General features: G+C 72.5%; 13 protein-coding genes. 5 read left to right on the top strand and 8 right to left on the bottom strand.

The genetic code is table 11. From position 1 onward, the window contains the following. The first annotated feature begins 47 nt into the window (after positions 1 to 47). Positions 48 to 1,067, top strand: a complete 1,020-nt coding sequence (locus WMF43_RS28105; RefSeq protein ID WP_437669169.1) for a DUF2891 domain-containing protein — start codon at positions 48 to 50, stop codon at positions 1,065 to 1,067. Positions 1,068 to 1,117: 50 nt separating this feature from the next. Here the strand turns inward: WMF43_RS28105 and WMF43_RS28100 are convergent, their stop codons facing one another. From WMF43_RS28100 to WMF43_RS28090, 3 genes are all read right to left on the bottom strand, one after another. Further along, positions 1,118 to 4,066 (bottom strand): phosphoenolpyruvate synthase, encoded by a 2,949-nt coding sequence (locus WMF43_RS28100; RefSeq protein WP_437669167.1) that lies wholly within the window; start codon positions 4,064 to 4,066, stop codon positions 1,118 to 1,120. Positions 4,067 to 4,302: 236 nt separating this feature from the next. Beyond that, positions 4,303 to 4,944 carry a TetR/AcrR family transcriptional regulator gene (locus tag WMF43_RS28095; protein WP_437669165.1) on the bottom strand — a complete coding sequence of 214 codons (642 nt, stop codon included), beginning with the start codon at positions 4,942 to 4,944 and terminating at the stop codon, positions 4,303 to 4,305. Between the two features lie 75 nt (positions 4,945 to 5,019). Further along, entirely contained in the window at positions 5,020 to 5,772 is a 753-nt protein-coding gene (locus tag WMF43_RS28090) for a class I SAM-dependent DNA methyltransferase (protein WP_437669164.1), read from the bottom strand. Positions 5,773 to 6,379: 607 nt separating this feature from the next. Here WMF43_RS28090 and WMF43_RS28085 point away from each other — a divergent pair. Beyond that, positions 6,380 to 10,339 (top strand): protein kinase domain-containing protein, encoded by a 3,960-nt coding sequence (locus WMF43_RS28085; protein WP_437669162.1) that lies wholly within the window; start codon positions 6,380 to 6,382, stop codon positions 10,337 to 10,339. Between the two features lie 111 nt (positions 10,340 to 10,450). Here the strand turns inward: WMF43_RS28085 and WMF43_RS28080 are convergent, their stop codons facing one another. The 3 genes from WMF43_RS28080 to WMF43_RS28070 all read right to left on the bottom strand — a co-directional run bounded on the left by WMF43_RS28080 (position 10,451) and on the right by WMF43_RS28070 (position 14,273). Then, positions 10,451 to 11,575 (bottom strand): substrate-binding domain-containing protein, encoded by a 1,125-nt coding sequence (locus WMF43_RS28080; protein WP_437669160.1) that lies wholly within the window; start codon positions 11,573 to 11,575, stop codon positions 10,451 to 10,453. Positions 11,576 to 11,648: 73 nt separating this feature from the next. Continuing rightward, positions 11,649 to 12,929, bottom strand: a complete 1,281-nt coding sequence (locus WMF43_RS28075; protein WP_437669158.1) for an ABC transporter substrate-binding protein — start codon at positions 12,927 to 12,929, stop codon at positions 11,649 to 11,651. Positions 12,930 to 13,235: 306 nt separating this feature from the next. Beyond that, positions 13,236 to 14,273, bottom strand: a complete 1,038-nt coding sequence (locus WMF43_RS28070; RefSeq protein WP_437669156.1) for an NAD-dependent epimerase/dehydratase family protein — start codon at positions 14,271 to 14,273, stop codon at positions 13,236 to 13,238. Between the two features lie 220 nt (positions 14,274 to 14,493). Here WMF43_RS28070 and WMF43_RS28065 point away from each other — a divergent pair, with 220 nt between their 5' ends. From WMF43_RS28065 to WMF43_RS28055, 3 genes are all read left to right on the top strand, one after another. Beyond that, positions 14,494 to 15,555: an STAS domain-containing protein gene (locus WMF43_RS28065; RefSeq protein WP_437669154.1), complete on the top strand. Its 1,062-nt coding sequence runs from the start codon at positions 14,494 to 14,496 to the stop codon at positions 15,553 to 15,555. A gap of 449 nt (positions 15,556 to 16,004) precedes the next feature. Further along, entirely contained in the window at positions 16,005 to 17,459 is a 1,455-nt protein-coding gene (locus tag WMF43_RS28060; RefSeq protein WP_437669152.1) for a serine/threonine-protein kinase, read from the top strand. Positions 17,460 to 17,562: 103 nt separating this feature from the next. Next, entirely contained in the window at positions 17,563 to 18,615 is a 1,053-nt protein-coding gene (locus tag WMF43_RS28055; protein ID WP_437669150.1) for a hypothetical protein, read from the top strand. Positions 18,616 to 18,743: 128 nt separating this feature from the next. On the opposite strand, the gene WMF43_RS28050 is transcribed toward WMF43_RS28055, so the two are convergent. Both WMF43_RS28050 and WMF43_RS28045 read right to left on the bottom strand, forming a co-directional pair. Then, the gene (locus tag WMF43_RS28050; protein WP_437669148.1) at positions 18,744 to 19,628 is read right to left on the bottom strand and encodes a hypothetical protein; all 885 of its coding nucleotides are present in this window, start codon (positions 19,626 to 19,628) and stop codon (positions 18,744 to 18,746) included. 496 nt (positions 19,629 to 20,124) lie between these two features. Continuing rightward, on the bottom strand, positions 20,125 to 22,248 hold the full coding sequence (locus WMF43_RS28045) for a glycoside hydrolase family 52 protein (RefSeq protein WP_437669146.1): 2,124 nt from the start codon (positions 22,246 to 22,248) through the stop codon (positions 20,125 to 20,127). Between the last annotated feature and the right edge of the window lie 55 nt (positions 22,249 to 22,303).

The raw sequence follows: 22,303 nt of genomic DNA, 5'->3' as shown, positions 1-22,303 counted from the left end.
CTACCAGTCCCTGTGCGTCAGGAGAACCTGGGCGTATACAAAAGCCCATGGCGCACGCCTTGACCGCCGAGATCGCCGCACGGTTCGCCGTCATCGCGCTCGGGCACGTGACGCGGGAGTACCCGAACAAGCTGGATCACGTGATGGAAGGGCCCGCGGACGTGAGGGGCCCGCGCGACCTGCACCCCCTCTTCTACGGCAGCTTCGACTGGCACTCGTGCGTGCACGGGTACTGGCTGCTCGCGAGGGTCCATCGCCTCTTCCCCGGCGCGCCCGGCGCCGCGTCGATCCGCGGGCTCCTGTCGGCGCAGCTCACGGGCGACAACGTCGCCGCCGAGCTGGCCTATCTCCGGCGGCCGTCGAGCCGCGGCTTCGAGCGCCCTTATGGCTGGGCGTGGCTCCTGATGCTCGCGGCCGAGCTAGCGCGGTACGACACCGAGGAAGGCCGCCGGTGGTCGGCCGCGCTGGCGCCGCTCGGCGGCGCGTTCGCCGAGGTGCTCCTCGAGTTCCTGCAGAGGGCGACGTACCCGGTCCGCGCCGGCGCGCACACGAACACCGCCTTCGCGCTCGCGCTCGCGCTGGAGTACGCCGAGGTGAAGGGCGACGCGCGGCTGTCCTCGGGCTGCGCCGAGGCCGCGCGGGCGTGGTACGGCCGCGACGTGGACTGCCAGGCGTGGGAGCCGTCGCAGGACGACTTCCTCTCTCCCGCGCTCGTCGAGGCCGAGTGCATGCGCCGGGCCCTGCCAGGACCGGAGTTCCGCGGCTGGTTCGCGCGGTTCCTGCCGCGCGCGGCGCAGGGCGAGCCCGCGACCCTGTTCGACCCCGCGATCGTCAGCGACCGGAGCGACGGCAAGATCGCCCACCTCGACGGGCTGAACCTGAGCCGCGCCTTTTGCTGGCGCTCGCTCGCGGCGGCGCTGCCCGCGGGAGACCCCGTGCGCGCCCGCGCCCTCGACGCGGCGGAGCGGCACCTCGACGCGAGCCTGCCGCACGTCGCCGGCGACTACATGGGCGAGCACTGGCTCGCGAGCTTCGCCCTCCTCGCGCTCGGCGCGGGCGCGCCGTGACGGCGAGCCGTTCATGCGCCCTCGCCGCTTCACCGCGTTGACCCTCGCCGTCATGGGGGACTGGCCACCTTCCGGAGAGCCCGCCTGACGCGACGCCGCGACGTCACGCCGCGAGGACACAAGAAGAGGAGAGAGGGGCATTCGCGCTCATGACGCCCCCTCCTCGCGCGGCGTCTCCCGCTCTCCGCGAGGATCTCCACATACCCGAGCTCCCCGTTCACCCGCACCCGCTGCCCGGTCCGGATCCTCTGCGTCGCCCCGGCCGCGCTCACCACCGCGGGGATCCCGTACTCCCGCGCCACCACCGAGCCGTGCGTCATCATCCCGCCGACCTCCATGACGAGCCCCGCGGCGTTGATGAACAGCGGCGTCCAGCCCGGATCCGTGAACGGCGCCACCAGGATCTCCCCGCGCAGCAGCGTCTCGCGCGCCGGATCCAGCACCACGCGGGCGCGCCCCTCCACGACGCCCGCCGAGGCCGCGGTCCCCACGATCGCGCCGTCCGGGAGGCCGGCCGCGTCGTGGGTCGCCGCCGGGCACTCGCCCTCGGACGTCATCACCTTGGGCGGGGCGAGCCGCTCGAACCGCGAGAGCTCCGCGCGCGCCCGCGCGACAGGCCCCCTCAGGTCCACCCCGGGGTCCTCCAGCGCCGCGAGCAGCTCCTCCTCGCCGAGCAGGAACACGTCGTCCACCCCATCCAGCCGCCCGGCGCGGACGAGCTCCTCGCCCGCGGCCTTCACCTCGCGCCGGACCAGGTCGAGCAGCTGGATCATCAGGTACTTCGGGTGCTCCCGCAGCGCCATCTGGTGCCGCGCGATCCGGACCAGCCGCGCCGCGGCCCGCGCGCGCACGGCCCCGAACCGCCCTTCCCGGGCCGCCGCGACGAGCCGCGCCGCCGCCTCCTCGCCCAGCTCGCCGAGCCGCACATGCCGCCGCCGGTGCTCGCCGACCTCGCCTTGCGTGAGGTTGCCGGCCACCGCCTGCAGGATCAGGCGCGGGTCGTCCCGGTAGCGCCTCCGGCTGAGGTCGATCTCCCCGGGGCCGCGCATCCCGTACCGCCCGAGGAAGTCCTCGAGGGCCCGGAGGAAGCCCGGCCCGCCGTCCAGCGCGCGGAGCCCCTCGAGCGGCGCCCCGGCGGCCGCCGCGCCGAGCGGCGCCCCGGCGGCCGCCGCGCCGAGCGGCGCCCCGGCGGCCGCCGCGCCGAGCGGCGCCCCGGCGGCCGCCGCGCGCAGCGCCTCGGCCAGCGCGGGGTAGGGCCGGGCCACGTCCGCGAGGTCGCCGACGGCGTGGTCCATCTCCGTGGTCACGTTGCCCACGAGGCCGCGGCCGAGCGCCTCGAGATCGCCGGGCCGGGCCCGCTCCCCCACGAGCCGCCGCAGCGCCGTGAAGGCCAGGATGCCCGCGGCGACCATCGGCACGCCCCGCCGGAAGAACGGCGGCAGCGCGCCCCCCAGCACCTCGCCGAACGCGCGCCGCAGCCGCGCCGGCCCCGCGGGCGCCGCGGCGAGCCGGTCGGCCGCGTCCCGGACCGCCCGGTCGACCAGCGCCTCCATCCGCGCGCGCGCCGCCTCCGGCCGGCGGAACAGCAGCCAGCCGGCCACCCCGCCGGCGACGGGCGCCGCCCAGCGCAGCACGGCGAACGCGCCGGCCGCGGCCCCGGGGCGCCGGGCCTCGGCGCGGAGCTCCGGCCGCGCCGCCACCTCGCCGAGCGCGCGGGCGGCGAGCGCGTCGCCGGCCGACAGGAGCCGCGGCAGCACCTTGCCCGCGACGGGGTGGAGCAAGAGCGGCGTCACGTCGATGTAGAGCCGCCCGCCCGCCTCGAGCATGTGCGGGTTCGGGGCGGCGGGATCACCCTGCTTGCCGAAGGGGAACAGGCGCCGCCAGACCGCCACCGCGAGCGGCGGCATCGGGTCGGTCATGACCTGCAGCTGGCTGAAGCAGACGTACACGCGCAGCCGATCGTCGCCGGGCGCGGGCCGCGGGAGCGGGTAGAGCGACGTGATCGGCCGCGACTGGACGACGCTGAACGCGCCGCCCTCGAGGCACCACTCGATGTCCTGCGGCGCGCCGTAGTGCCGCTCGATCGCCGCCCCGAGGCGCGCGAGCGCCTGGATCTGCGCGTCGTCGAGCGCGCGGGCGCGGCGCGCGGGCCCCTCGAGCGGCTCCTCGCGCGTGCCGCCCTCCGGCAGCGGCCGGATCGCGCGCTGCTTGTCCGCGACGGCGATCTCGACCTCGCCCGGGCGCCGCTTGTCGAGCTGGTAGCGGTCCGGGGTGACCAGGCCGGAGACCAGCGCCTCGCCGAGCCCGAAGCTCGCCTCGATGGTCAGCCGGTGGCGGTGGCCGGTCACCGGATCGGCGGTGAACAGGATGCCGGAGACGTCCGGCATCACCATGCGCTGGACCACGACCGAGAGCTGCACCGCGCGGTGCGAGAAGCCGTTCTGGATGCGGTAGAGGATCGCCCGGTCGGTGAAGAGCGACGCCCAGCAGGCCCGCACCGCTCGGAGGAGCGCGTCCCGGCCGCGCACGTTCAGGAAGGTGTCCTGCTGGCCGGCGAAGGAGGCGCCGGGCAGATCCTCGGCCGTCGCCGAGGAGCGCACCGCGTAGGCGTGCGCGGCGCCGGCCGCCTCCCAGGCGCGGAGGATCGCGGCCTCGATCTCGGCCGGGACGGCGACCTCGAGGAGCCGGCCGCGCACGCGCGCGCCCGCCGCCTGGACGCGGGGGAGATCGTGCGGATCGAGCCCGTCGAGCTGCGCCCAGAGCCACGCGGCGTCCCCGGAGGCCTCGAGGAAGCGGGCGTACGCGCCGGTCGTGACGCAGAACCCGGCCGGCACCGGGAACCCGGCGCTCGCCAGCTCGCCGAGGTTGGCCCCCTTGCCGCCGACCTGCGGCAGGTCGCGCGCCCGCACCTGCGCGAAGGGCAGGGTCCAGGGAGCGCCCTCCTGGCCGGAGCCGGGCGTCGCGGGGTGTTCCACGGGAATCGAAGCTGCTGCATTCATGATCTCCTCCATTGCACCTGACGCCGGTCACCCGGCGCCGATCCCGACCTCGAATTGCGCGCGGCGAGCGGCGAGCGAGGAAGAAGACGACGGCTGGCTCGATAGGGCGAAGACGTCTTCACCCCGCGCGATAGGGCTCCTCTCCGCGCTGCGATGCTGGTCGCTGCCGACTGGCCTGCTCGGGCCCGTCGATGCGCCGCCGCGCTGGTCTCGACCGACTGGCCTGCTCGCGCCGCTCAGCGCTGCTGCGCTGGTGGGCCGGTCAGGCTGGCCTGCATGAGCAGGCTCACGATCTCGTCGACGCGCTCGGGCGGCGGCGGCCGCGGCGGGCCGTCCCCGACGAGCAGCCCGTCCATGAGCACGTGCGTGAGCAGCCCGCCGATCGCCATGCGCGCCGCCGTGTCCACGCTCGGGAACGACACGAGCCCGCGCGCCTGGCCGTGCTCGAGCAGCCGCCTGAGGCCGCCCAGGATGCGCGTCGGCACCGTCTCGCGGACCATCACCCCGAGCTCGGGCATCCGGGGGATCTCGGCGACGATCACCCGGACCAGGCCGAGGTAATCGGGCTGCATCATGGTGGCGAGCACCGCGCGCAGGAAGCCCGCGAGCGCCTCGCGGAACGCCTGCGCGCCCTCGGGCAGGGGCGCGCCCGGGGCGAGCCCCCGCGGCCCCGATGCGGCGAGGAGCTCCTCGATGACGCTCTGCAGGAGCAGCTCCTTGCTCGGATAGTAGACGTAGAGCGTCCGCTTCGAGACGCCGGCCTCCGCCGCGAGCGCGTCGGTGCTCGTCGCGCCCACGCCGCGCTCGAGGAACAGCCGCCGCGCCGCCGCCCTGATCTGCGCCTGCTTCGCCGCCTTGCGCTGCTCGATGCTCGCCATGGCGCCCGCTCCTGAGTAAACGAAACCGTACCGTTTACATAGGGCGCCCGGCGGGGGTGTCAAGGGGCGCGCGCCTCATCTCGGCGCCGGCGCCTTCGTGCACTCGAGCAGCATCGCGTAAGGGCGAGCGCGGTAGTTGCTCCAGAACTGCTCCCCGTGCGCCGCGATCCCTTCCGGAGACACCTCCGGCGAGCGCCACTGGATGTCCACGAGCCCCGCGCGCCGCAGCGCGGCCTCGTAGCCGGCCCGGGTCCAGTACTGCGTCAGGATCGTGATCTCGATGTCGCCGCTCGACACGTTCACCGTCATCGGCGCCGCGTCCTCGAGGCGCCCCTCGACGGAGGCGCGGAGCCCGTAAGCCCGGTAGAACTCGGGGTCGTTCACCGCGAACCCGTCGTTCGGCTGGAGGGCGACGAACCTCCCGCCCGGGGAAAGCGCCTCCGAGACGCCCTTGCACATCGCGAAGAGCTGCTCGGGCGACGCGGCGTGCGGGAGGACGAAGCAGGCCGTCACGATGTCGAACGGGCCAACCGCGCCCGCGTCGATGAGGTCGCGCTGCACGTACTCCACGCCGAGCGGGCTCTTCCCCTCCTCGCAGCGCGCGGCCTCCAGCATGCCTTCCGAGATGTCCAGCCCGACGACCCTGCGCGCGCCCCGCTGCTTGAGCACCCTCGTGATGACGCCCGTGCCGCAGCCGACGTCGAGGATCGATTTGCCCTCGATGTCGCCGAGCACCTTCATGAAAGAGAACTGATCCACGTAGCGACGGACGTCGATCGCCCCGAGCCTGCGGTAGGTATGTGCAAAGCTGTCATACTGACTCGACATCAGAACCTCCCAGCTGGCGCGTCCGGTCGCCACCGGCCGCGTTCAGGGCACGAGCCGCTCCGCACGAGGAACGCCGACCTCCGGTGGACCCATTCTCGTTCAGGACGCACGTGCCCATTCGTCCACAGCGTACAGGAAGGGCTGCGTTGTTCGCCAACCCGTTCTCGCTCGTCGAGGGGCGAGCGGGTCGCCGACATGTCGGCGCGCAAGGGGTGCGATGCGCGCTCTCCGTACGGCGTCGTCACGACGGCGACGCTTTGCGCTCCTGTCGTCCCGTGGCGGAGATGAGCCCACCGATACGCGCCTTGCGTGCGGCCGCTGTTCGAAGCGGTCGCGTCTTCAAGACCTTGCGACTGGCATTTCGTGTCTTGGCGGTATTGGTGCTTTTCGAGAAAACTTGATTGCTATTGCGGTGTTGCCCCGCGCGCGCGGCCGCGGGCCAACACCTGCCGACGCGGCCTCCCGCGCCTCTCGCGCCCCTCGCGCCTCCCGCGCCCCGCCCGCGCGGGAGCGCGCATTGCGCACATGCCGCCGCCTGACCTCACGGCCGCCGGCGTCAATCGGCGCTGGCGTGCACGACGGAATTCCATGAGATACTCGAGGCGCCATGACACCGGGGGAGCGTCTGGGGGCGCGTTATACGATCGAGCGGCAGACCGGGAAGGGCGGCCTCGGCGCGGTCTACCGCGCGCGCGACGCCGTGAGCGGCGCGCCGGTGGCCATCAAGGTGCTCCGGGAGCCGACCGAGGACAAACGCAGCCGGTTCGCGCGAGAGGCGCGCGTGCTGGCCGCCCTCTCGCACCCGTGCATCGTCCGGTACGTCGCCCACGGGCTCACGCCGGACGGAGAGCTCTACCTCGTCATGGACTGGCTCGAGGGCGAGGACCTCGGCGCGCGGATCGCGCGCGGACGGCTGGAGCCCGCCGCCGCGCTCAAGGTCGCGACCCGGGTGGCCGAGGGGCTCGCGTTCGCGCACGCGCAGGGCATCATCCACCGCGACATCAAGCCCCAGAACATCTTCCTGCCGGGCGGCGACCTCGAGCGGGCGACGATCGTCGACCTGGGCCTCGCGCGCCTCGAGGACGCGACGTCGTCGCTGACGCGCACCGGGGCGACGGTGGGCACGCCGTCGTTCATGGCGCCGGAGCAGGTGATCGGCGACGGCGAGGTCGACGCCCGCGCGGACATCTACTCGCTCGGCTGCGTCCTGTTCACCTGCCTGACCGGCCGGCCGCCCTTCACCGCGGCGCACCCGCTCGCCGTGCTGGCCAGGGTGGTCTTCGAGGAAGCCCCCCGCCCGAGCGCGCTCGCGCCAGGGCTCCCGCCGGAGCTCGACGCCTTCGTGACGCGGCTGCTCGCGAAGCGGCCCGACGGGCGCCCCGACACGATCGCGGCCCTCGGGAAGCTGCGCGCGCTCGCGTCGCTCGTCGCGGAGGCGACCCCGAGCCCGCCCGTGTCGGTCGGCCTGACGCGCCGCGAGCGGCGCCTCGTCAGCGTCATCCTCGCGCTCGCGCCCGGCGCGGGCGGCGGCAAACACGCCCTCACGCGCGCCGACTCGGCCGCGATCACCGCCTCGCTCAGCGACGCCCCGCTGCTCGGCGCGCTCTACGACACGTCGCACGCGCTCCGGCAGGTCGCCGTCCGCCACGGCGCGCACCTGGAGCTCTTGCGGGACGGCACCCTCGCGGCCGTGCTCACCAGCGCGGGCTCGCCGACGGACCTCGCCCTCAGCGCCGCGCGCTGCGCGCTCGCCCTCCGCGACCTCCTGCCCGGCGCGCGCGTGGCGCTCTCGACCGGGTGGGACGAGCTCGAGCGGACGCAGCCGATGGGGCAGGTCATCGATCGCGCGGGCGCGCTGCTCGCGGGGAGCGCGGCCGGCCGCGCGGACGGCGCGGCCCCCGTCCTGCTCGACCGGATGACCGCGGACCTCCTGGGCGATCGCTTCGAGGTGTCGCTCGACCGCTCCGCGCTCGCGCTCGTCGGCGAGCTCGAGCCCGCGGACGATGCCCGCAAGCTGCTCGGCAAGCCGACGCGGTGCGTGGGGCGGGACCGCGAGCTGCTCCTCCTGCAGTCGACGTTCGACGAGTGCGCCGCGGAGTCCGAGGCCCGCGCGGTGCTGGTCACCGCGGAGGCGGGCGTCGGCAAGTCGCGCCTGCGCCACGAGCTCACGCGCCGCCTGGCCGCGCGCGGCGGGGACGGCTTCGAGGTCTGGATCGCGCGCGGCGATTCGATGCGGGCGGGCGCGCCGTTCGGCATGCTGGGCCAGGTCGTCCGGCGCGCGGCGCGGCTGCTCGACGGCGAGCCGCTCGAGGCGCGGCAGCAGAAGCTCGCGGCGCGCGTGGCGGAGCACGTCGCGGAGCCGCTCCGGCGCCAGGTCACCGAGTTCCTGGGCGAGATGGCGGGCACGCCGTTCCCGCCCGAGGCGAGCGTGCTGCTCCGGGCGGCGCGGCAGGACGCGAAGGTCATGGGCGACCAGATGCAGGCGGCGTGGGTGGAGCTCGCGCGCGCCGAGTGCCGGGCGCGGCCGGTCCTGCTCGTGCTGGAGGACCTCCACTGGGGCGATCGGCCGACGGTCGACTACGTGGACGCGGCGCTCCGGCTGCTCGAGGGCGAGCGGCTCATGGTGCTCGCGCTCGCGCGCCCCGAGGTGCGGCAGGTGTTCCCGGATCTGTGGAGCAAGCGGGCGCTGACGGACCTCAGGCTCGCGGGGCTGTCGCGGCGGACGTGCGAGAAGCTCGTCGGCGAGGCGCTCGGCGCGATCGACGCCGAGGCCGTCGCGCAGATCGTGGAGCGCGCCGGGGGCAACGCGTTCTTCCTGGAGGAGCTCGTCCGCGCCGCGGCGGACGGCCACCGGGACGGCGTCCCGGGGACGGTGCTCGCGATGATGCAGGCGCGCCTGGAGGGGCTCGCGCCGGAGGCGCGGCGGGTGCTGCGCGCGGGCAGCGTGTTCGGGGGCGTGTTCTGGCGGGGCGCGGCGGGCGCGCTGCTCGGCGCCGAGGGGGACGAGGCGCACCTCGACGTCTGGCTCGCGGAGCTCGAGCGCAGCGAGCTCATCACACGCCTGCACGAGCCGACGTTCCAGGGCGAGGTGGCGTACGCGTTCCGGCACGCGCTCGTGCGCGACGCGGCCTACGAGATGCTGACCGAGGAGGACCGGCTGCTCGGCCACCGCCTCGCGGGCGCGTGGCTCGCCCAGGCCGGCGAGACCGACGCCGTGGTCCTCGCCACGCACTTCGAGCGCGGGGGCGAGCTCGAGCGCGCGATCGGCTGCTACCGGCGGGCGGCCGAGCAGGCGCTCGGCGCGAGCGACTGCAAGGCGGCGGTCGAGCGCGCCGAGCGCGCGATCGCCTGCGGCGCGGCCGGCGAGGCGCTCGGCGAGATCGAGACGCTCCTCTCGGAGGCGCTCCGGGTCCTCGGCGCGGGCGCGGCGGCCGAGCAGCACGCGCTCGCGGCGATGCCGGCGCTGCCCGAGGGGGGCGCGTGGTGGTGCCGCGCGGCGTGCGTGGCGTTCTGGGCGTGCGCGATGATGGGGCACGCAGAGACCGTCGTCGCGCTCGCCAGGGCGATGTGCGCGCGGTGGTCGGAGCCGGCGGTGAGCGGGCCCGAGCTCATCGCGATGGCCCAGGCGGCGCAGGTCCTGCTCTACAAGATCGGCGAGACCGAGGACACCGAGGCGCTGGTGTCCCGGATCGACGCGTCGTTCGCGCGCTTCCGGCACGACCCGACCGTGACCGCGCCCATCCTGCGGCTGCGCGTGCAGCGCGCCGTCCTCTCCGGGGATGTCGGCACCGCCCGCGAGCTCTGCGAGGTGTCGGAGCGCTGCTACGAGTCGGCGGGCGACGTGCGCGGCGCCTGCGGCGTGCGCATCAACGCGGGCCACTACTGCAACGAGCTCGGCGCGTACGCCGACGCCGCGCGCCTGCTCCGCGCCGCGCTGGCCGACGCGGAGCGGCTCGGCCTCACGTACCTGATGGCGTTCGCGAAGGAGAACCTCGGCCGCACGCTCTACCTGCTCGGCGAGCTCGGCGAGGCGCGCGCGCAGCTCGACGACGCGTTCCGCACGTTCGCGGCCGCCGGCGACCGGCGGCTGGAAGGCGGCACCTACGTGTACCTCGCGGAGGTGTCGATGCTCGCGGGGGACATCGCCCGCGCCGAGCAGGAAGCGCGCCGCGGCTGCGAGATCCTCGCGGATTTTCCGCCGCTCATCCCCTGCGCGGAGGCCACGCTCGCGCGGGTGCTGCTCGCCGGGGGGCGCGCCGCCGAGGCCCTCGAGGCCGCGCGCCGGGCCGACGAGGCCGCCTCCGCGCTCGCCGCGTCGCTCGGCCACCTCGAGGAGGGGGAGTCGCTGATCTACCTGGCGCACGCGGAGGCCCTCGAGGCGTGCGGCGCGCGCGAGGAGGCGCGCTCCGCGATCGCGAACGCCCGCGAGCGGCTGCTCTCGCGCGCGGCGCGGATCACGAACCCGGCGTGGCGGGCGAGCTTCCTGGAGAACGTCCCCGAGCACGCCCGCACGCTCGCGCTCGCCCGCGTGTGGCTGGGCGAGGGCGACGGGGCGGCGGTGGCGTGAGGCGCCGGCGGGCGCCGCGTCGCTCGAGGGCGCCTCTGGTCTGGGCGTGAGGGCTCGCCGGGGGCCTCACGTCTCGCGGAGCCCGGAGCCACGAATCCAGTCGCGACACCGCTACTGATTCGAGCCGATCACGTCGAGGAAGTCGTTGTAGGCGTCGATCTTGTCCGCGGGGACCACGTCGAGGCCGGTGTTGACGCGATTATCGTCGACCATGTGCGGAGCGAGGATCGCCTTGGTCGCGTCGAGGCCGATGTTCTCGATGCCGTAGAGGATGTAGGGCACGAGATAACCCTGGTAGTACTGACGCTGGGTGTGTGTGGCCTTGATGAGCCCCTTGCGCATGTAGTCGACGGTCGTCGGATTGAAGTCGAAGGCGACGATGGGGAGGTCCTTGCCCGCGGCCTCCGCGGCCATCGCGCACCGGTACGAGATGTCGAACAGGCCGATCATCCCCACGGCGGGCGGCTCCGCGGAATCGAGCTGGGCCGTCATCCACTCGAGGTCCTCGGCCTCGCTCGTGGAGCTCCAGATCGCGTGACGCACCAGGACGTCGTAACCGGCCGCCTCGAACACGCCCTGGGCCCCCCGCGTTCGATCCATCCCGTTGCTCCACGCCGGGTCGGTGTTGCCGTGGATGATCACCGTGCCCGGCGGCGCCGGCAGCATCGCGAGCAGAGTCTTCCCTGCGGTGACCCCGGAAGCCTCGTCGAGGGTCCCGACGTAGATCGCGCGCTTCGAGGCCGGGACGTCGGTGTCGAGCGTCACCACGTGGACGCCCTTCGCGATCGCCTCGTCGACGGCGGCCGTCTGGCTCTCGCCGAAGGCCGCGATGCCGATCCCCTCCGCGCCGTCCGCGACCGCCTGTTCGACCTGCCGGACCTGGTTCTGCTCCGCCTCGTCCGTATCGCCCGACGGCGTGAGGGACCCGAGCACGCTCCCCGTGACCCCGAGCTCGCCCATGGCCTGGTTCGCAGCCTTGACGACCGGCTGCCAGAAGCCGACGGCGGCCTTCAGCACGACGGTCATCTGCATCGGCTCGGGCGAGCTCTCGTTGATCTCGACGATGAGCCTGTCGACCGTCGCCTCGATCTCCTCCGGGATGAATTCGTTCTGCGGAATCGGGTGCCGTCGTATTGGCGTGGAATCCTCGCCCTCGTGAGGCTGGCTCGAACCGCACGCCGCCGTCATCAGCATAAGGCCGAAAGCCGTCGTCCCCCATCGTGCAATCCTCGTCATGAAGTCCCTCCTCGTCCGTCGTTCGTTCGATCGTGCGCGGTGCTCCTGCGTGAAGAAAGCGCTCGCTCCGAGCTCATTGCACGGTCCGGCACGTGACCGAGACCGGGGCGAGGTCGACGAAGGCGCCCTCGCGGATGGTCCACCTCTGCATGTAATCGTGCCTGTTTGCCCCGTACTCGTCGAACTCGTACTCGGCGGCGGCCCCGACGTACCGGAGAGGGATCCCCGCGCGGAGCTTGACCATCGACGCCTCCAGGTCCGTCCATGAGGCGGCCTCGTGGCCCTGGCTGTTGAGCTCGCGGATGGTCCTCTGCAGCGCGTGTCCGGACGGGGGCGCCGCCTCGGCCGTCGCCTGGGCGTACGCGAGGCCCATCGCGATGAGGACGACGCCGTCGTAATAGAAGTGGGCCGCGGGGAAGGGCGCTTCCCCGTTCCACCGGCGGGAGAAGTGCCGGGCGAAGGCGGCGGCGTTCCCGGTCGCGCACTCGACCACGTCCTCGGCCTCGTCCACGACGCGGCACTCGCCCCGCAGGCTGAGCGAGGGCGCGATCCCGATGTGCCCGTCGAGCGAGCCTGGAGGGATGTTGGCGAGGAGGACCTCGGTGCGCAGCGCCGGGCCGAGCAGCCAGGTGCCGGGGCGCCCGGAGACGGTCCACTCGGTCACGATCGTCGATGCGGTCGCGGGGTAGGCGGCCAGCAGCGTGCGGTCGGCGCCCGTCTCGAAGGTGGACTTGATCTTGGTCGTGTACGTGTGCTCGCCCGGCGTGAACCTCACCGAGGGGAGGACCCTGCCCCCGAGCGCCGCGAAGTGCGTCGTGAACTCGTTGTTGACGCTGCCGTTGTAGTCGTCCAGCGCGGCGAGGCTGTTCACCGTCTCGATGTCCTCGCGGAAGGCGAATTTCGCCAGCGCGCAGCCGATGGCGAACGGGGGAGGGGCGAGCCGTATCCAGCCCCCCTTCGTCTCGTTGCGCGTCACGGAGGGGGCGGCGTAACCCGGCAGCATGTGGAAGAGATCGAACTCCTTCACGTCCCGCGTGATCTCGCGGGAGAGATCGTTCTCCTCGGGGCCGATCAGGTAAGATACCTGATCCCTGTACACCAGCGCGAGCAGCTGGTTCAGCCCACGGTCCCAGCTCGAGTGGCTGTCTCGGAGCACGAGGTCGAACGGCCGCCCGTCGAGCCCACCCGCGGCGTTCACGTCCTCGATCGCGAGCAGCATCGCCTGCTCGAGGTTGCGGCCGATGGCCGACTCGCTCCCGGAGAAGGGCAGGAGGCCCCCAATGAGGACCGCGTCCCCGGGGTGCTCGGGCGCCGTGGACGAGCAAGATGCCGAGAGCAGGGATGCGAGTCCCAAAAGCAGCCCGGTCTCCGTGCAGCGCATGGTGGTCTAGGTTAAACCGACCATACGATGGCCCGCCATGTCAAGAGGACACGAAGGAATGGGCGAGCGATGGAGTCAGGGATCCACGGTCATTGGCTGACGTGGCCTCATGTGGACGTATGCGGCCGTATGCGGCCGCATACGACACCATAGCGCCGTATGCGGCCCGATAACCGCGGAACATGTGCGCCTGTGTGGCCGCTCGACGAGCGCCGCTTCGCGCCGTCACGCCGCGTCAGGCATGCTCCGCTGTTTCGCCCTGGCGCGCCCGACGGCGCTTCATGACTCGGGCTCGTTGCCCCACGGGTTGAAGTCGTGGACCTTCCCGGGCGCCGGCTTCTCGCCCTTCGAGAACGCGTCGAGCAGGGCGTCCTGCAGCGGCTCTTCCTCCGCTCTCCGGTACTTCCCGGCGCGCTCCGACCAGGCGATCTGGCGCCGGAAGGTCTCGACCAGGGGGACGGTGGTCCGGAAGCCGAGGTCGCGCGCCGCCTTGCTGTTGTCGAACGTGGATCCGTACTGATAGATGAACTTCACGCCGACCATGCGGCGCGGGGCGACCTCGTAGAGCCAGTCGGTCGGGATCGAGACCACGGGGGCCTTGCCGCCGGCGGCCTCCTCCAGCGCGGCGAAGACGCCGGCCCAGGTGGTGTGCTCGTCGCTCGTGAGGTGATAGGCCTGGCCATAAGCCTTCTCGTTGCCGAGCGCGTTGACGAAGCCCCGGGCCACATCCGAGACGTGCGCGATGGCCCACGGCGCCGCGCCCCCGTCGTGCACGATGAGCGGGAGCCCGCGCCGCGCGCGGTCGGCCATCGAGTCGTCGAAGTAGAGCGCCCCGAGGGCCGTGTGCCCTTCGCCCGTCGTGAACGACGGCCGCAGGATCGTCGTCTTCAGCCCGCCCTGGCCGTTCGCCGCGAGCAGCGTCGACTCGATGCGCGACTTGCTCTGGCCGTACTTCGTCACGGGGCGGTGCGGCTCGTCGTCGGTCGCCGGCGTGCGCGTGAGGGGCCCGCCGTAGACGCACACGGTCGAGCAGACGACGAGGTGGCCCGCGCGGCCCGAGAACGCCCTGAGCAGCGAGTCGGCGTTCTCGGGCGCGAACGCCACCATGTCGATCACCGCGTCGAACGTGCGCCGCTGCATCTCGCGCTCGAACTCGGCGTACTTCCACCGGTCGCCGACGATGACGTCGACGTCCCCCTCGAAGCGCCGCTCCGTCACTCCCCGGTTGAAAAGCGTGACGTGATCGCCGCGCTGAAGGAGCTGCTCGACGATGGCCGTCGAGATGAGCCCCGTCCCGCCGATGATAAGAACTCGCATGCAAGCACCTCGATCGAATGCGCTGGTCCGACGCTCGCCGTCGCGCAGGGACGAGCCCGTCCGGCTTCATGTCCAGAGCGGCTCTCCCCTGTCAAGCGCGGCGCGCCTCCGGCGGCTCGGCGACCTCTCGGTAGAGGCCGTCCGGCGGGGCTCGGCACACCTCGCTCGTCCGCGGTGAGCGGTCGCGCGCGGCCCGGCTTTCGTGCGAAGCTCGGCGAGCATGTCCGATCCTCGCCCGACGCTGACGGTTCAGGACGTTCCGGTGGAGTGGCGCCTCGACGACGGCGATCTGCTCTTCGGAGGGCTGTCCTCCGCGCTCTTCTGGACGAACCCCTCGCTCTTCCACATGCTCTCGCCCCTCGTGGAGGAGGTCGGCGTCGATCTCTTCCGGCTCCTCGTGGCGCGCTCGTCGAGCCTGGGCACCGAGGAGGATTACCAGGGCATGGTGGCGAAGTCGGGCGACGCGATCGAGCACGGCCTCCTCGCGTGGGGGCGCGCGATCAGCGCGGCCGGGTGGGGCGCGTTCGAGCTGCCGGCCTTCGATCGCGCGGCGGGCGTGGCGACCGTGCGGATCCGGAACCCCTGGGAGCTCCGCATGCAGGGGGAAGGCCGCCTGAGCTGGGGGTGCCCGTTCCTGCAGGGCAAGGTGATCGGGCTCTTCAACCAGGCGTTCGCGCGGCGCTGCTGGGCCGACGAGATCATCGACACGGGGGGCGCGGGGCCCGCCGTGGAGTTCCGCGTCCACCCCTCGGACCGGACGATCGACGACGAGCTCGACCGGCTGAGGCTCGTCCGCCTGCGGGCGCGGCAGCAGGAGCTGCGGCAACACATGGCGGAGGCCGCCCAGGAGCTCCGGCGCAAGGACGAGGAGGTCGAGCAGAAAGAGCGGCTGATCCGCGCGCTGTCCGCGCCCATCATCCAGGTCTGGAACGGCGTGCTCGCGGTGCCGCTCGCCGGCGTGTTGTCGCGGGAGCGGGCAGAGCCCATCTGCGAGGAGCTGCTCCACCGCGTGACCTCGATGGCCGCGACCCACGTCCTGCTCGATCTGACCGGCCTGTCCGAGGTGGACGAGGCCGCGACCGGGCAGATCGCGACGATCGTCACGTCGCTGCGGCTGCTGGGCGCCGAGTGCGCCGTGGTCGGGCTGTCACCCGAGCTGGCGCGGACGATGGTGGAGCTCGGGATCTCGCTCTCGGGCGTGCGGACCTACCAGACGCTCGCGGACGCGCTGCGGCAGGCCGTCGGCTTGACCAAGCGGGAGCCCGCGCGCCGGCGGCGCTGATCGGCGCGCCGGGGAGCGTCGCTGCGCCTCGGCGGCCTAGCGCCGCCCGCCAGAGGTCCGGCCATGGTCGGCGCGACCTCTAGGCGCGGGCCGGAGACCCGAGGGCGCGCGTGTGGCCTTGCAGCTTCAGTATTCGCTGATCGAGCGCGAGGTTCTCCCCGACGGCGAAGACGAGGTTGACGTCGTACGCCTCCGAATGGGCTCCAATGTAAGCCGATATAGCCCCTCTACCGCCGCGCATCGCGGCCTCAGCCCGTCGATTCGATCCTGAGATTGAACGCTCGCCCCGCATCGAATTCGAACTCGATGGCCCAGATCATGGATGCAGGTCGAGCGAACGATCCCTACCGGGTCGGTCGATGTAATCGATGTAAGATGCGTCGCCGCCCTCAGTTCCAGAGTGCACCCCTTCCTCCTCGTGGTGTACGCTCGTTCGACGCGGTGGATCCATGTCGCTAGGTTTCATCCAAGGAACGCTGTTCGACGGTCGGTACCGCGTCGTGTGTGGCATCGCGACCGGCGCGATGGGCACCGTCTACGAGGTCGTGCACGTCGAGACCGAACGCCGGCGGGCGCTCAAGGTGATGCACCCGCACCTCGCCGAGAACCCCGCGTTCCAGGCCCGGTTCAAGCTGGAGGCGCGCATCGCTGCGCGCATCGCGACCGAGCACATCGTCGAGGTGTTCGACGCCGGGATCGACGCGGAGACCGGCATGCCGTTCCTCGTGATGGAGCTGCTCCGCGGCGAGGAGCTCAGCACGCGTATCCGCCGCGCCGGGCGCCTGTCGCCGGAAGAGACCGTCGCCTACCTGCGCCAGACCGCGGTCGCCCTCGACAAGACTCACGCCGCCGGGGTCGTCCACCGCGACATCAAGCCGTCCAACCTCTTCCTCGCACAGAGCGATGACGATGACGAGCTCCGGATCAAGGTGCTCGACTTCGGCATTGCCAAGCTCGTCGCCGAGACCGCGCTCGGCGCGGCGACCACCGCGGCCCTCGGGACGCCGCTCTACATGGCGCCCGAGCAGTTCAGCGGCAGATCGATCTCCAAGGCGGTGGACATCTTCGCCCTCGGGATGGTCGCGTACACGCTCCTCGTCGGCAAGGCGTACTGGCTGAACGACATGCGGGAGTTCAGCAACACGCTCGCGTTCGCGGCGACCGCGATATTCGGCCCGCAGGAGCCCGCGTGTGCACGCGCGGCGAGCGAGGGGGTGCAATTGCCCCCGGCGTTCGACCCGTGGTTCGCGAAGGCGACCGCGCGCGAGCCCGAGGCGCGCTTCACCTCCGCCTCGGCCGCGGTCGAGGCGCTCGCCGAGGTCTTCCACGTGGCCCCCGTGACGGCGAGGCCGTCGGCTTTCGTCTCGGCGACGGAGACGCCAATCGGGCGTGGTAGCCAGGGGCTGACGACGGCGGCGCCGGTGGCCGATGAGCCGAGCACGGGCGCGGAGACCCAGGTCGCGCCCGCGATGCCGAGGTACCGCTCCGTGATCGCGGCCGCAGCGCTCGCCCTGCTCGGCGGAGGTGCCTTTGCCTTCTCCTCGCTGGGCGATGGCGGTCCCGCCCTCGGTACGACCGGGCCCGCGCAGGCGGCGCCCTCGCCGGCGGTAGCCGCCCGCGCCGCGCCGTCGGCGGCGCCCATCGCGTTCGACCTCATGGCGCCTGCCCCCAAGGCCTCCGCGCCGCGCGTGGACGTCGACCATGCGGCGCTCACCGCGGCGGCTGTCGCCGCGAGCGCGAGCGCGCCGGCGGCGCTTCTATCCAATGGCGCGGTGCCGCAGCCCAGCGCGACGCCGCAGCGCGTGGCGCCGAAGCCCAGCGCCGCGCGCAGGCGCTCGCCGCCCGTGCAGCCGGCGTCCTCGTCATCCACGTGGCCGGAGGAGCCGCTCTACGCGCCGGACTGAGCGCAGCGACAAGGGCAGCGGGCCTCCTGACTTTTTTCCTGGGACACCATACCAGACATGGTATTTCTTTCTGCGAATGCGCCATTCCTGGTCCTGGGCCATCATGAGCGGATTGCTGAGCACCGCCATCGCCGCTCCGGCCAGCGCACAATCCGACGCCGTGGCCGCGGCCGAGTCGCTCTTCAACCGTGGTCTCGCCGACATGCTGGCAGGTCGATACATTACAGGCTGTCCTGCCCTCACCGAGAGCCATCGCCTCGATCCTCGCCCGGGGCGGCTGTTCACGCTCGCCGAGTGTGAGGCCAAGTGGGGCCGCATCGCGACGGCGGTCGCGCGCTACAACGACTACCTGGCGATGTACTCCCGCATGCCGGAGGCTGAGCAGTTCAAGCACCAGAAGCGCTACAAGATCGCGCGCGAGCAGCGCGACACGCTCGCGCCGCAGGTGCCGCAGCTCACGCTGTCGCTGCCGAAGGACGCCCCGGCGGGCACGGTCGTGCAGCGCAACGGCCTCACCCTGGCGCAACCTTCGCTCGGCATCGCGCTCCCCGTCGATCCGGGAGAACACGTCGTGACGGCGCAGGCGCCGGGAGGGCCGTTGACCGAGGCGCGGTTCACGATCGGCAGGTCCGAGTCGAAGACGATCGAGATCGAGGTGAAACCTCCGGTCGAGGAGCCGCCGCCCGAGAGGCGGGCGGATGTGCCGCCAAAGGCGGATGTGCTGCTGCCCAGGGAGGCTGGCTTGCCATCTGGACATCGGGTGAGCGGCCCTGCGCTGGCGGCGCCGGATGCGGGGCCAAGCGGCCGGCGTGTGGTGACCTACGTCGCGGGCGGGCTCGCCGTGACCGGGCTGGTCGTCGGGTCGGTAACGGGGTGGATGGCGCTCGACGCGAGCCGCTTGGCGGACGAGGAGTGTTCCGATCTCGGCGATGATGTGGCGGCGTGCAGCCCGGTCGGGAAGGACGCCGGGGCTCGCGCGAAGGACCTGGGGCTGGTGAGCACGATAGGCTTCAGCGCCGGGGCGGTGCTGGCCGGCACGGCCGTGGTGCTCTTCCTGACGGAGCCGTCCCCGTCCCGCCCGCCGGCGAGCGCGGTGAGCTGGTCGCTGCTCGCGGGGCCGACCGGCGGTTCCATCGTGGTGAGCAGCCCCTGGTGAGGTACGTCCTCCGGATTCCTGGGCGCGCCGCTCGCCCGGCTGGAAGCCCGGCTGGCGCCTCAGGGGTCAGCGTGTCCGGGCGGTAACGCCTGCGTCGGCGGGCGGAGGCACGACCACGAGGGAGCCGCTCACTCGTAAAACGCGACGTCGTCGACCCAGACGTTGAAGTTCTGCTTGGAGTTGAAGCGAAACTGGATCGCCCAGAGCTGCGTCACGTCCACCGCGTCGAACTTCTCGCCCCATCCTGTCTGCTTGAGGTTCGCGAACGGGATCTCGTAGTACTTCCAGCAGGGCGTCAGCACGACGATCGTGCGGAAATGGTCATCGCACACGCCGTTGGTGCCGCAGATGCCGCCGTCTTTCCATGTCTGCACGTCGGCGACGTCCACGATCATCCTCGTGTAAGAGCCGCTCTCGGCGTAGGCCCAGAACGCGATTCCACGGAACCTGGAGGCGTCGTAGACGCCTTCCGTCCCGGCCTCGACGGCGTTCAGTCGAAAGCCGAAGAGGGCTCCCCATAGCGAGAATCCGACGTCCGCCTCGGAGTTCACGGCCAACGTGCTGTCGCCGCGCGGGAGCTCGATCTCGCTCGTGTAGAAGTCGTCGGCCCGGGGGAGCTGCTCGCCGTTCATGTCATTGGCCGCGTACCAGTACCCTCTCCGAGGGTTCACGTCGTCCTCGATGGGGATGATGTTGATGTCTCCATCCTCCATATCGTCGATCAAGAGCGGCGGGGTCGGCGCCTCGCCCGCCGGCATCTCGACGACACATCCGCCTCCGGCGCCGCCGCCTCCGGCGCCCCCGGCGCCCCCGGCGCCTGCGCCTGCACCTCCTGCGCCCCCGCCTCCGGCGCCTCCGGCTCCCCCGGTTCCGGAGCTGCCGGCGCCACCGGTGCCGGCGCCTCCGATTCCTTGATCCTCGACGACCAGGTACTCCTTGTCGAATCCGAAGATCTGTGCACACCCGATCCAGGACATCGCGATGACGCACACACTGGCATGTCGAATGGCCATTCGCGTACCTTTCAACGTCATGGAGCGAAATTCTCCGGATACTCTCACGTGCAGCTTATGAAACCAGTTCGTCAAAGGGAAGGGCGTTGCTGCGCGGAGCTGCCGGCCGGGCTCGCTGCCTCCCGGACACCTGCGCGGACGGCGTTTCGAATGCAGAAAAAACATTGTACGGAGACGCCATAGAAGCGCACACGCATGCATGGTTCTCGGCGGATCATGGGCCCATGTAGGGCTGACGCCATCCTGGGCCCACAACCGCCGCAAAATGGCGCTCGATGCGCCGATTCGCAGCCCACGCTCGCCGGTTGGACCAAGCCCCGGGCTTCAGGGAGCTCGCCGTGACCGAGCCAGCGCGTCGGGCTGCTGCGGTGGTCGCCTCGCTCGCCAGCACCCTGAGCCGCGCGGTCGCCCTCGGGGATGAACGCTACTGTTTCCGGCGGCCGCTCGTCATCGACCGGTTTTTGTGGCGGGGTTTCTGGCACGCGAAACCGAGCCTCTAGCGGCTCGGCTTCGCGATCCCTCCGGGGGCCTCGTCCAGCCAGAGGACGGCGGTCACGCCGCGCGGGTAGAAGCGGCTGCCGACGGGCACGCCGCGCTGCATCTGGTCGGAGAAGGCCCAGTAGCCGGAGCCCTCGATCTGCCAGCGGACGTGGGCCTCCTCGTGGCGGTCCTCGTCGGGGAGATCGGCCTTCAGGATCGCGCGCGCGACATGCTGGCAGAGCGCGATCTTGCTCGCCCAGGAGTTGTCGCTGCTGCTCGACAGCTTCCAGCCGCCCTCGGGGAACAGGCACAGCCCGGGCTTCAGCACCGCCTGCAGGTGGCGGCGGAGCACGCGCACGAGCTCGGCGTGCTCGCCCTGCGCAAGGAGGCCCTCGAGCAGGCCCATGGCGTGCGGGTACAAGAGGCCCTCGATCGCGGGGATGATCGCGCTCGGGCAGCTCCCGTCGAGCAGGGCGGGGATGTACCCCGACGCCTCGTCGAAGGCGGAGGTGATGGCGCGCGCCGACCGCAGGCTCGCCGCCGCGGCCTCGGCGGCGCGGGGGGAGTCGCCGCACCGCTCGAGCAGGTGCGCGAGGACCACGTAGGACGCCCACGTCTTGCCGGCGAGGTAGAGGTTGCCGCGCGCGCGCCCGAGCGAGTGATCCAGCGAGTCGTAGGTCGTGATCTCCGCGCCGGCGCCGCAGCGGCTGCTGTCGAGCGCCATCACGCCGCCCCGCGCGCCGGGCTCCGGGGCGTCGCGGTGGAGCAGGCTCTCGAGCAGCTCGGCGAAGAGGCCCTTGTGGCGCTCGAGGAAGCCCTTGTCGCCGGTGCGCGCGACGTACACGCCGGCGCAGCAGATCCAGTTGGTGAGCTGCTCGTGCGTCATGTAGCTGAAGCAGAGGGCGTCGAGGTTCGGGCGCTCGTAGCTGGAGTAGCTCGCGGGCGAGAAGTGGTTTCCGACGCCCATGTCGTGCGTGAACGACACGCCGCCGGGCAGGAGCTCGCCCTGCGCGCCGGGGCGCTTCACCTGGTCGCGGTAGCTGTAGCGGTCGACGTAGAGGTCGAGGATGTTGCGCACGGCCCAGGGCGCGTAACGCAGCTCGAAGAAGAGGTGATCGATCGCGAGATCGAAGGTGTTCATCATCTCGTACTCGCCCTCGTTCACGACCCAGAGCGGCGCGGGCGGCGAGGCGTCGTCGAGCGCGGTGTCGAGCCACTCGGTGGACCCGAAGTAGCCGTGCGTGGCCTGCGCGAGCAGCCATTTCTGGGCGGGGCTGAGCGGCGCGCGCGCGAGCTCCTCATCCCGCGCGAGGGCCTCGCGGACGAGCGCCTCGCGGTGGTCGAGCGCGAAGGAGAGCACGTCCTCGAGGCTGCGGTGGTAGCGGGTGTAGGCGTAGCGCGCCTCGATTCCGGTGGTGATGGTCCCGGCGTCGTGGAAGCCGAGCGCGATCCACAGCTCGCGGCGGGCGCCCGGGGGGACCTCGACGCGCAGGCCGCCGCTCTTGCCGAGGCGGAACAGCCGGTCCTGGCTGCCGTCGAACGCGTGCTCGGGCGCGAAGGCCTGGAAGGCAGTGACGCCGGGCTCCGGGCGGCAGGCGAGGCCCCAGCGCCGGCCGTGCGCGACGCCGACGAGGCGACCGTCGGTCGTCGCCTCGAGGTCGCGCAGGCTCGCCGCGTCGAGCGCGAAGAGGCCGGTCATGGGCTCGGCGCCGCCGGTGTTGTCGAGCTCGAGGCGCGCGAAGACCGCCGGACAGCAGCGCGCGGCGACCTCGGCGGGCGGCGCGGTGCGCGGGTCCGGGATGGGGCCGAACGGCGAGAAGAGGGTGAGGGTGAGCTTGCCGGCGCGGATGGTGTCGCTCGCCCAGCCGAGCTCGCGGCGGATGTCCTGCTCGCCGAAGACGCGGCGCATCCGCGTGTCGCGCGTCAAGGTGACCCCGAAGGGGACCTCCGGGCCGCTGGCCGCCTCGAAGTAGGGCAGGCAGAAGAGGTCGCCGTCGCCCTCGCGGTAGCCGATGTAGAGGTTCGAGTCGCCCGGGCGGCCCACCTGCGAGGCGAAGCCGCCCCGGCGGTTGAAGCTGCCGAGCGTGAAGGAGGCAAAGGCGCCGACCGGCGCGTGCTGGACATTGTAGGAGGGGTTCACGGCGGAAACATACCGTAGTCGCCGCGCGAAGCGCGCCTGCGGAGCGGCGGGGGCG

Origin of the sequence: Sorangium sp. So ce131 (assembly GCF_051519095.1) — a bacterium.
In the GTDB taxonomy this organism is placed as follows: domain Bacteria; phylum Myxococcota_A; class Polyangia; order Polyangiales; family Polyangiaceae; genus Sorangium.
Note: the sequence above shows the minus strand (reverse complement) of the source record. Positions and strands in the feature narration are given on the sequence as shown.